Here is a 9,665-nt window from a genome sequence, read left to right as displayed (position 1 = left end):
GAACTCGGCGGCGGCGCCGTGGTGTTGGGCGGGCCGGGTCGGCCGGGGGCTAGCGGGGGCTGCCGCCGTCGGCGTTCGGGCCCGAGTAGTCCTCGCCGTAGGCGCCCTTGGCGGGGCGGCGGCGGCGCATGGGGGGCTCCACTCCGTCGGCGAGGCGCCGGGCGGTGAGCAGGAAGCCGGTGTGGCCGATCATGCGGTGGTCCGGGCGGACGGCCAGGCCCTCGATGTGCCAGTTGCGGATCATCGACTCCCAGGCCGTCGGCTCGTTGAAGCCGCCGATCTCGCGGATGGACTCCACGGTCCGGGCGAGCTGGGTGGTGGTGGCCACGTAGCAGCAGAGGATGCCGCCGGGGACGAGGGCCTTGGAGACGACGTCCAGGCACTCCCAGGGGGCGAGCATGTCGAGGATGACGCGGTCGACGTCGGTGTCGGAGAGGTTGTCCTGGAGGTCGCCGACGGTGAGCTGCCAGGCGGGGTGGGGGCCGCCGAAGTAGCGCTCCACGTTGCCCTTGGCGATCTCGGCGAAGTCCTCGCGGCGCTCGTACGAGTGCAGCATGCCGTCGTCGCCGATGGCCCGCAGCAGGAAGCTGCTGAGCGAGCCGGAGCCCACGCCCGCCTCCACGACGCGCGCGCCGGGGAAGATGTCGGCGAAGGCCAGGATCTGCCCCGCGTCCTTGGGGTAGACCACGGCGGCGCCGCGGGGCATGGACAGGACGTAGTCGGGGAGCAGGGGGCGCAGCGCGAGGTAGGCGACATTGCCCGTCGTGCGGACAACGCTGCCCTCGGGAGCGCCGATCAGCTCGTCGTGGGGGAAGGAACCCTTGTGGGTGTGGAAGTTCTTTCCCTCTTCGAGCGTGAACGTGTAGTGGCGGCCCTTGGGGTCGGTCAGCTGTACCTGGTCCCCGACCTTGAAGGGCCCGCGACGGCGGGCGGCACCGGTCGGTTCGGACATGTGACCAGCCTACCGGCCGTGGCGGAGCCCGCAGACCACGCGGATACGGAAGGGGGTCCCCCTGCTCCTTGAGAGCTTGAGGGAGGGCCGGGCCCCGGTCAGCTGGGGCGTGCCATGGCCTTGACGAAGGCGCGCTCGACGTCGGCGGCGGACAGGACCCCGTAGATCTCGCCGGAGTCCTCGACGACCAGGTACTCGGTCGCGGGGGTGGCCCGCAGGAAGTCGAGCAGCTCCTCGCCGGCGAGCTCGGCGGAGACACGCATGCCCTCGGTGAGGTCCTGGGCGAGGCCGCTGACGGTGACCCAGGGGCGGCGGTGCTCGGGGACGCCGACGATGGCGGTCTCGCGGACCACGGCCAGGGGGTCGCCGTCGGCGTCGACCACGACGAGGGCGCGGGCTCCGGCGGCGTTGGCGCGGCGCAGGGCCTCGGAGAGCGGGGTGTCGGTCTCGACGGGGACGGCGCGGCGGGTCAGCGTGCGGGCGCGCAGTTCGGGGAGGTGCTCGCGCAGGCGGGCCATGCGGAGGCTGTTGCCGGCGCCGGTCCAGATGATGGCGGCGAGGATCGCGGCGAGCAGGGCGTCCATGACGGTGTCCATGCCGCCGATGTCCTGGGTCTCGCCGCCGAGGGCGCCGGACTGGTTGAGCAGCGGGAGGCCGATGAGCACGGAGATGGCGAGGGCCCGGCCGACCCAGGCGGCGGCGACGGTGCCGCTCATGGGCTTGCCGGTGATCTTCCAGACGACGGCCCGGAGCATGCGGCCGCCGTCGAGCGGGAGGCCCGGCAGCAGGTTGAAGGCGGCGACGATCAGGTTCGAGATCATCAGGCCCGCGAGCAGGACGCCGGGGACGGTGCCGGGCTCGACGGCCCGCATGCCCGCGTAGAAGACGCCCGCGAGCACGAGGGAGAGCAGCGGTCCGACGAAGGCGAGGACGAACTCGCGGCCGGGGGTCTCGCTCTCCTTCTCGATCTCGGAGACGCCGCCGAAGAACTGGAGCTGGATGCGGCGCACCGGGAGCTTGAAGCGGAGGGCGGCGACGGTGTGGGCGAGCTCGTGGACGAGCACCGACGCGTAGAAGGCGACGGCGAAGAAGAGGGACACCAGGTAGCGGGCGCTGCCCAGTTCGGGCAGGACGCGGTCGAGCTGGCTGCCGAAGACCCAGGTGATGAGGGCGGCGACGAGGAACCAGCTGGGTGCCACGTAGACGGGCACGCCGAAAGGGCGGCCCATGAGGAGGCCGCCGCCGGGGCTCTTCTTCGGGGGGTTCTTGGGGTCGTGGTGCGGGCCGTGGGTGGCGCGGGTGCGGGCGGCGGCCGCGTGCTGCTCGACCTGCTGGGCGACTTCCCGGGCGACCTGTTCGTCGGTCGGCTTGTCGATGGAGACGCGGGGGGCGGGGTCGTCCGCTTCGGAGGCGTGGAGGGCGGCGTCCGCTTCAGAGGCGCGGGGAGCGGCGTCCGCTTCCGTCGCCGGTTGCGGCTTCGGCTCCGCCGTCGGCTCGGGCTCTGCCTGCGGCTTCGGCTCCTGCTTCGGTGCGGCGTCGCTCGGCTCGTCCTGGGGCTTCGGCTCGTCCTGGGCGCTCGGCTCGTCCGGGACGTTGCGCTCGGCCCGGTCCGCCGCCGGGCGTGTGGGCTCCACGGCGCCGTCCGTGCTCTCGGACCGCGGCCTGCCGCTCCCGCCGCTTTCGTCCACGATGTCCCCTCGTTCGAAGCGTCCCCCGCTCCCGAGTGGTGCGTGGTCCACACACGATCATGCAGGGCGGGAGGGTCTGCCGTCGATGGTATGCGGCCGTTGTCAGTGGCGGGTCGTAGGGTCTGTCCTCATGGAGAACAGCACCGACGGTGCCGTGGCGGCCGCGCGCCCGGCGTCCCTGTCCCCCTCGCGGGCCAGCGACTTCATGCAGTGTCCGCTGCTGTATCGCTTCCGGGTGATCGACAAGCTGCCCGAGAAGCCGAGCGAGGCGGCGACCCGCGGCACCCTGGTGCATGCCGTGCTTGAGCGCCTGTTCGACGCCCCGGCGGCCGAGCGCACGGCGCCGCATGCGAAGTCCCTGATCCCCGGCCAGTGGGACCGGCTGCGTGAGGCCAAGCCGGAGCTGTCGGAGCTGTTCGCCGAGGTCGAGGGCGCGGAAGCCGAGGGCGGCGAGGCCGCGGCCGAGCGGCTGGCCCGCTGGCTCGCGGACGCCGAGCGGCTCGTGGAGCGCTGGTTCACCCTGGAGGACCCCACCCGGCTCGAGCCCGCCGAGCGGGAGTTGTTCGTGCAGGCCGAGCTGGAGTCGGGCCTGAGGCTGCGCGGCATCATCGACCGCGTCGACGTGGCGCCGACGGGCGAGGTCCGGATCGTCGACTACAAGACGGGCAAGGCCCCGCGTCCGGAGTATGCGGAGGGCGCGCTCTTCCAGATGAAGTTCTACGCCCTCGTGGTGTGGCGCCTGAAGGGTGTCGTGCCGCGTCGGCTCCAGCTCGTCTACCTGGGCAGCGGCGATGTGATCACGTACGACCCGGTGATCGCGGACCTGGAGCGGGTCGAGCGCAAGCTGCTCGCGCTCTGGGCGGCGATCGAGGAGGCCACGGAGACGGGCGACTGGCGCCCGCGGCCGACCAAGCTCTGCGGCTGGTGCGACCACCAGGCCGTTTGTCCGGAATTCGGCGGCACTCCCCCGCCGTATCCGCTTCCGGTGAGGGCGCCCGAGTCGCAGGCGGCGGAGCAGGGCAGAATGGGCGCGGGCTAGCGAAGGAGAGTTACGTGGCCATCCGCGTCCTACTGGTCGACGACCAGCCGCTGCTGCGCACGGGTTTCCGGATGATTCTGGAGGCCGAGCAGGACATCGCGGTCGTCGGCGAGGCCGGAGACGGCCTGCAGGCTCTGGATCAGGTGCGGGCGCTGCAGCCCGATGTGGTGCTCATGGACATCCGCATGCCGCGGATGGACGGCGTCGAGGCGACCCGCCAGATCACCGGCCCCGGCCGGGACGGACCGGCGAAGGTCCTCGTCCTGACCACCTTCGACCTCGACGAGTACGTGGTGGAGGCGCTGCGCGCGGGCGCCAGCGGCTTCCTGCTCAAGGACGCCCCGGCCAATGAGCTGGTCCAGGCGATCCGGGTGGTCGCCGCGGGCGAGGCGATGCTGGCGCCGAGCATCACGCGCCGCCTCCTCGACAAGTACGCGGGGCACCTGCCCTCCGGTGACGAGCCGGTCCCGGACACCCTGCACACCCTCACCGAGCGCGAGGTCGAGGTGCTGAAGCTCGTGGCCCGCGGCCTGTCGAACGCGGAGATCGCCGCCGACCTCTTCGTGAGCGAGACGACGGTGAAGACCCATGTGGGCCACGTCCTCACGAAGTTGGGGCTGCGCGACCGTGTCCAGGCGGCGGTGTACGCGTACGAGAGCGGGCTCGTCCGCCCCGGTGCGCAGTAGCCACAGCTGACCAGCAGAAAGGGTGGCCGCTCCGAGCCAGGAGCGGCCACCCTTCGTCGTCCGCGGGGCGTCAGGTCACGCCTTGCTGATCTCCCAGAAGCGGAACACCGTCGACGCGTCCAGGCAGGACTCCAGTCCGTACACGTCTCCGTTGGTCACCGCGTACTGCTTGGCCTGCCACACGGGCAGGACCGGGAGCTCGTCGGCCACGATCTTCTGGAGGTCGGCGTACTGCTTGCCGACCTTGGTGCGGTCGCGCTGGGCCGCCGTGCCGGGGATGATCCGGTCGGTGATCGCGGAGTTCTCGTAGTGGTTGTCGAGGACGTTGCCCGCGCCGAAGAACGGCTGCGTGAAGTTGTCGGGGTCCGGGTAGTCCGGCACCCAGCCCTTCACGTACACGCCGTACTTGCCGGCCTTGATGTCCTTCTCGTACTGGCCGAAGGCCACGGACTTCACCTGCGCGTCGAACAGCCCGCTGCCGTTGAGCTGCTCGGCGACGGCCTTCAACTCCTGGTCGGTGGCCGGGCCGTAGCGGGTCGGCGTGGACCAGAGGGTGAGCTTGACCTTGCCCTTGACGCCGTCGGCGCGCAGGGCCTCGGCGGCCTTGGCGCGCTGCGGGCGGGCGCCGTAGGTGTCGAAGAACGGCGTGGTGTGGGTGCCTATCCCGGCCGGGACGATCGAGTACAGCGGGGTCGCCGTGTCCTGGTAGACCTCGCCCACCAGGGCGTCCCGGTCGATGAGGTAGGCCATGGCCTTGCGGACGCCGCGCTTGCCGGCGACCGGGTCCTTCATGTTGAAGGCCAGGTGCTGCACCTCGGCGCTGCTGCCCTCGACGATGTTGATGTCCTTGCCCTGGGACCCCTTGGACGCCGTCTTCTCGATGTCGGCGATGTCCCCGGCGGCGAGCCCTCGGTAGGCCACGTCGACCTCGTGGTCCAGGAGCGCCTTCTTGAGGCCCTTCTGGTCGCCGTGGAAGAACTTGAGGGTGATGCCCTTGTTCTTGACCTTGGCGGTCCCCTTGTAGTCGGGGTTGACGGAGAAGACCGCCTTGTCCTCGCTGAAGGAATCGAGCTTGTAGGGGCCCGAGCCGACGGCCTCGCCGTCCTCGCGCAGGGCGCCCTTGTCGTAGGCGCTGTGGTCGACGATCGAACCGGCGCCGGAGGCGATCTTGCTGGGGAAGGTGGCGTCGGGCTTCTTCAGCTGGAAGACCACGGTCCTGGCGTCCGGGGTCTGCACCCGGTCGAGCATGGGGAACATCGGTGCGGGGCCCGCCGCGTCCTTGATGGCCCGCATGCGGTCGAAGGAGAACTTGACGTCCTTCGAGGTGAGGTCGTTGCCGTTGCTGAACTTGAGGCCGTCGCGCAGGGTGCACTCGTAGACCTTGGTCGCCTTGTCCGTGAAGCCGCACTTCTCGGCGGCCTCCGGCTGTGGCTCGGTCTCCCCCTTGGGGAAGCTCAGCAGGGACTGGAAGACGTTGTTGAACAACAGCCACGAGCCCGGGTCGTAACCGGACCCCGGGTCGGTGGCCAGGACGTCGTCCGACATCCCGATCACCACGGAATCCTCCGCGTCCGCGGAGTCACCCGCCTCCGTGCCGCAGCCGGTCAGCAGGGCGGCGGCCAGCCCTCCCGTGAGGGGCAGGGCCAGCCACTGGTTGCGCATGTTCACGTACGTGTGCCTTTTGTTGTTGTGTCGTCGGTGCGGCGGAGGTCAGCCGCTCACACCACGGCCGAGCTCCCACAGCTGCAGGTTCGAGGAGGAGTTGAGGGCCCACTCGACACCGGTGATGTCGTCGCGGGCGGCCACATACTGCTTGCCCTGCCACAGGGGGAGCACCGGGACCTCGTCGGCGACGATGTCCTGGATCTTCTGGACGCTCTTGGCGGCGGCGAGCCGGTCGGCCTCTCGGCGGGAGGCGGGGATCAGCTCGTCGTTGATGGTGCTGTTGGTGTACGGCGAGTGGAGGAAGTTGTCCTTGGCGAGGAAGGGCGCCAGGAAGTTGTCGGCGTCGGGGAAGTCGGGGAACCAGCCCATCCCGTAGACGTCGTACTTTCCGTTCAGCTCGGCGGCGCGGAACGTGTTCCACGGGTCGCCCTTGATGTCCACGTCGAAGAGGCCGTTGGCGTTCAGCTGCTTCTGCAGCAGCTGGAACTCCTTCTTCGTGCCCGCGCCGTAGTGGTCGGTGGTGTAGTGCAGGGTCAGCTTGACCGGGGTGTTGATGTGGGCCTTGGCGAGGATCGTGCGGGCCTTGGCCGGGTCGGGCTTGCCGTACTTGTTGAAGAACGCGTTGGTGTGGCCCGTGATGGTGGCGGGGACCAGCGAGTAGAGCGGGTCCGCGGCCGGTCCGTACACCTGGGAGGTGAGCTGGCCGCGGTCGATGACCTGCGCCATGGCCTGCCGCACGGCCTTGTTCTTGACGCTGGGGGCGCTCGTGTCGAAGCCGAGGTAGCGGGTCTCCAGGCCGGGCATCTCGACCAGGTCGATGTGCTTGTCGGTGTCCCGGTCGTACTGCTTGATCTGCTCCGGCGACATGGTGCGCGTCATCATGTCGATGTCGTTCTTCTTCAGGGCGTCGCCCATGCCCTTGTCGGTGTCGAAGAAGCGCAGCTCGACCTTGTCGCTCTTCGGCGTGAAGTTCCCCTTGTAGTGGGGGTTCTTGGAGAACACGGCCTTCACGAGCCGGTCGCCCTCGGTCTCCTGCTTGACGGTGTACGGGCCGGAGCCGTCCACCGCGAAGCCGTCGCGCAGCGCCTTCTTCGCGTAGTGGTCCTCGCTGATGATGCCGGCGGCGGGGGTGGCCAGCTTGTACGGGAACGTCGCGTCCGGGGTCTTCAGGTGGAAGACGACGCCGCGCTTGCCCTGGGTCTCGATCGTGTCGACGTTCGAGACGAGGCCCGCCACACCGCTCGCGTTCTTGATCTTCATGTCGCGGACACGCTCGATGGAGAACTTCACATCGGCGGCCGTGAGTTCCGAACCGTCGGCGAACGTGAGGCCCTTGCGCAGGGTGCAGGCGAAGCGCTCGTTGCCGGTGTCGGTGAAGCCGCACTTCTCCGCAGCCTCGGGCTCCGGATCGCCGTCTCCGCGAGGCATCGCCATCAGCGTCTGGACGGTCTGCCGCAGCAGGTTCCAGGAGCCCGCGTCATAGGCGTAGGCCGGGTCGAAGGGGGCCCGGACCTCCTTGGAGATCGCGAACCGGTCCGTGGTGCCGACGGCTATCGCCCCACCGCCGCTGCCGCCGTCGCCCGAACCGCCACACGCGGCGAGCACGGGGGCGAGCAGCCCCACGACGGCCGGGAGCACCAAAGTCTTACGGTTCATGCTCGACGTTCTCCAGAGCTCTTGATCCCGGGTGTCCGGCAACGACGGGGTGTGGGTTGAGGGCACGAGGGGGTGGGGCGATGTTCTCGCGACGAGATTAGTCCGCACCACAGGAGCGCTGGAGGGGGCCGGAGTTGAGGGCCCATCACGGAGTGAAACCGGGCGTGGACGCACTGATAACCCAACACCGGAAGGTTTCGTGCACGGTCCCATCAATCGGGACACAACACCACGCCCACACCCCCGGACATTCCGGGCAGTGCATGACCGGGGCCGACTGTCGACCCCCTGTGAAGTGGTGAACCTCACACGTTCGACCGTGCGGGCGCGGCTCGGTGTCAGAGGTCCATCAGGCCCTGCAGGAAAGGCAGGTTGACGTGTTCCAGGGAGGACACGACGGTGCGTCCGGCGGCCGGGGTGATGGGCGCGACCGAGGGCACGGCGACGACCCGGCAGCCCGCGGCCTCGGCGGCGGCGACGCCGGTCGCGGTGTCCTCGATGACGGCGCATCTGGCCGGCTCCGCGCCGAGACCGGAGGCCGCGAGGAGGTAGGGGTCGGGGTGCGGCTTCGTCCGTGAGACCTCGTCGCCGGCGATGGTCAGGGCGAAGTGGTGGGCCCCGATGGACTCCAGGACCCGGTCGATGATGCGCCGGTGGCTGGCGGACACGAGGGCCATCGGCACGTGCTGCGCGGCGAGTTCGGCGAGCAGTCGCGCGGCGCCCGGCATCAGCGGCAGGGTGCGGCTGATGCGGTCCTCGAAGCCGTCGTTGAGCAGCACGGTCAGTTCGTCGAGCGTGATGTCAGCGCCGGTCGACTCGATGAGGAAGCCCGCGCTGCGGGACATCGGGCCGCCCACCACCACGTCGCGCCAGGACTCGTCGAGGGCGTGGCCGAGCCGGGCGAAGACCTCGACCTCTGCGTCCCACCAGAAGCCCTCGGTGTCCACCAGGGTGCCGTCCATGTCGAGGAGCACGCCCTGAAGGGCGGAGCCCTCGGCCGTTCGAGTACCGAGCGCGGGGACCGTACTGGTCATCCGACACACCTCCATGAGGGACGAGAAGGCCGGTTCCCCGAGGGGAACCGGCCTGAGCTGGACCGACCAGTGTACGACTCGTCCGCTGAAGGCGCGCTTCAGTTAAACGGAGCCCTGACGGGCGGCCTCGGCGGACCGCCCCAGCGGACCGCCTCAGCAGACCGCCTCAGCGGGCGTTGAAGTACTTGGCCTCCGGGTGGTGGATGACGATGGCGTCGGTGGACTGCTCGGGGTGGAGCTGGAACTCCTCGGAGAGCTGGACGCCGATCCGCTCCGGCTGCAGGAGTTCGGCGATCTTCGCGCGGTCCTCCAGGTCGGGGCAGGCGCCGTAGCCGAGCGAGAAGCGGGCGCCGCGGTACTTGAGGGCGAACATGTCCTCGACGTCCGAGGGGTCCTCGCCGCCGAAGCCGAGCTCGGCGCGGACGCGCGCGTGCCAGTACTCGGCGAGGGCCTCGGCCAACTGCACGGACAGGCCGTGCAGTTCGAGGTAGTCGCGGTAGGAGTTGGCCTCGAAGAGCTCGGCGGTGGCCTCACCGATCTTCGAGCCGACGGTGACGACCTGGAGGCCCACGACGTCGGTCTCGCCGGACTCCTCCGGGCGGAAGAAGTCCGCCAGGCACAGACGGCGGCCGCGGCGCTGGCGCGGGAAGGTGAAGCGGGTCCGCTCCGTGCCGTCCTCGTTCAGGATGACCAGGTCGTCGCCCTTGGACACACAGGGGAAGTAGCCGTGCACGACGGCCGCTTCGAGCATGTTCTTGGTGTGCAGCTCGTCCAGCCAGCCGCGCAGCCGCGGGCGCCCCTCCGTCTCGACGAGTTCCTCGTACGAGGGTCCGTCCCCGGCACGCGTCTGCTTGAGGCCCCACTGGCCCTTGAACAGCGCGCCTTCGTCGAGCCAGGAGGCGTACTCCTTGAGCTGGATGCCCTTGATGACGCGGGTGCCCCAGA

At 70.0% G+C, this 9,665-nt stretch carries 8 protein-coding genes; 2 read left to right on the top strand and 6 right to left on the bottom strand.

The genetic code is table 11. The annotated features are described in order from the left end of the window. Positions 1-49: 49 nt before the first annotated feature. Both ACFWYM_RS44665 and ACFWYM_RS44660 read right to left on the bottom strand, forming a co-directional pair. Positions 50-952: a tRNA (adenine-N1)-methyltransferase gene (locus ACFWYM_RS44665; RefSeq protein WP_384851311.1), complete on the bottom strand. Its 903-nt coding sequence runs from the start codon at positions 950-952 to the stop codon at positions 50-52. Between the two features lie 98 nt (positions 953-1,050). Further along, complete coding sequence (locus ACFWYM_RS44660) at positions 1,051-2,640, bottom strand: site-2 protease family protein (RefSeq protein ID WP_384851310.1); 1,590 nt, start codon at positions 2,638-2,640, stop codon at positions 1,051-1,053. 130 nt (positions 2,641-2,770) lie between these two features. On the opposite strand from ACFWYM_RS44660, the gene ACFWYM_RS44655 reads away from it, so the two are divergent. After that, entirely contained in the window at positions 2,771-3,679 is a 909-nt protein-coding gene (locus ACFWYM_RS44655; protein ID WP_384851309.1) for a RecB family exonuclease, read from the top strand. A gap of 14 nt (positions 3,680-3,693) precedes the next feature. After that, on the top strand, positions 3,694-4,365 hold the full coding sequence (locus tag ACFWYM_RS44650) for a response regulator transcription factor (protein WP_016639462.1): 672 nt from the start codon (positions 3,694-3,696) through the stop codon (positions 4,363-4,365). A gap of 75 nt (positions 4,366-4,440) precedes the next feature. On the opposite strand, the gene ACFWYM_RS44645 is transcribed toward ACFWYM_RS44650, so the two are convergent. From ACFWYM_RS44645 to ACFWYM_RS44630, 4 genes are all read right to left on the bottom strand, one after another. After that, entirely contained in the window at positions 4,441-6,033 is a 1,593-nt protein-coding gene (locus tag ACFWYM_RS44645; RefSeq protein WP_384851308.1) for an ABC transporter substrate-binding protein, read from the bottom strand. A gap of 42 nt (positions 6,034-6,075) precedes the next feature. Beyond that, complete coding sequence (locus ACFWYM_RS44640; protein ID WP_384851307.1) at positions 6,076-7,686, bottom strand: ABC transporter substrate-binding protein; 1,611 nt, start codon at positions 7,684-7,686, stop codon at positions 6,076-6,078. A 338-nt stretch (positions 7,687-8,024) separates the two neighbouring features. Further along, positions 8,025-8,720, bottom strand: a complete 696-nt coding sequence (locus ACFWYM_RS44635) for an HAD-IA family hydrolase (RefSeq protein WP_384851306.1) — start codon at positions 8,718-8,720, stop codon at positions 8,025-8,027. Positions 8,721-8,886: 166 nt separating this feature from the next. Further along, positions 8,887-9,665 (bottom strand): vitamin B12 dependent-methionine synthase activation domain-containing protein (locus ACFWYM_RS44630; protein ID WP_384851305.1); only part of this gene is annotated, 779 nt, incomplete at its 5' end.

This window comes from Streptomyces sp. NPDC059009, from assembly GCF_042740175.1.
Lineage (GTDB): Bacteria > Actinomycetota > Actinomycetes > Streptomycetales > Streptomycetaceae > Streptomyces.
This window is presented reverse-complemented; position numbering and strand designations above follow the sequence as displayed.

Excerpts from the sequence above, each read along its gene's own strand:
- ACFWYM_RS44665 (WP_384851311.1), bottom strand. The coding sequence starts at position 952 with ATGTCCGAACCGACCGGTGCCGCCCGCCGTCGCGGGCCCTTCAAGGTC.
- ACFWYM_RS44655 (WP_384851309.1), top strand. The coding sequence starts at position 2,771 with ATGGAGAACAGCACCGACGGTGCCGTGGCGGCCGCGCGCCCGGCGTCC.
- ACFWYM_RS44640 (WP_384851307.1), bottom strand. The coding sequence starts at position 7,686 with ATGAACCGTAAGACTTTGGTGCTCCCGGCCGTCGTGGGGCTGCTCGCC.
- ACFWYM_RS44635 (WP_384851306.1), bottom strand. The coding sequence starts at position 8,720 with ATGACCAGTACGGTCCCCGCGCTCGGTACTCGAACGGCCGAGGGCTCC.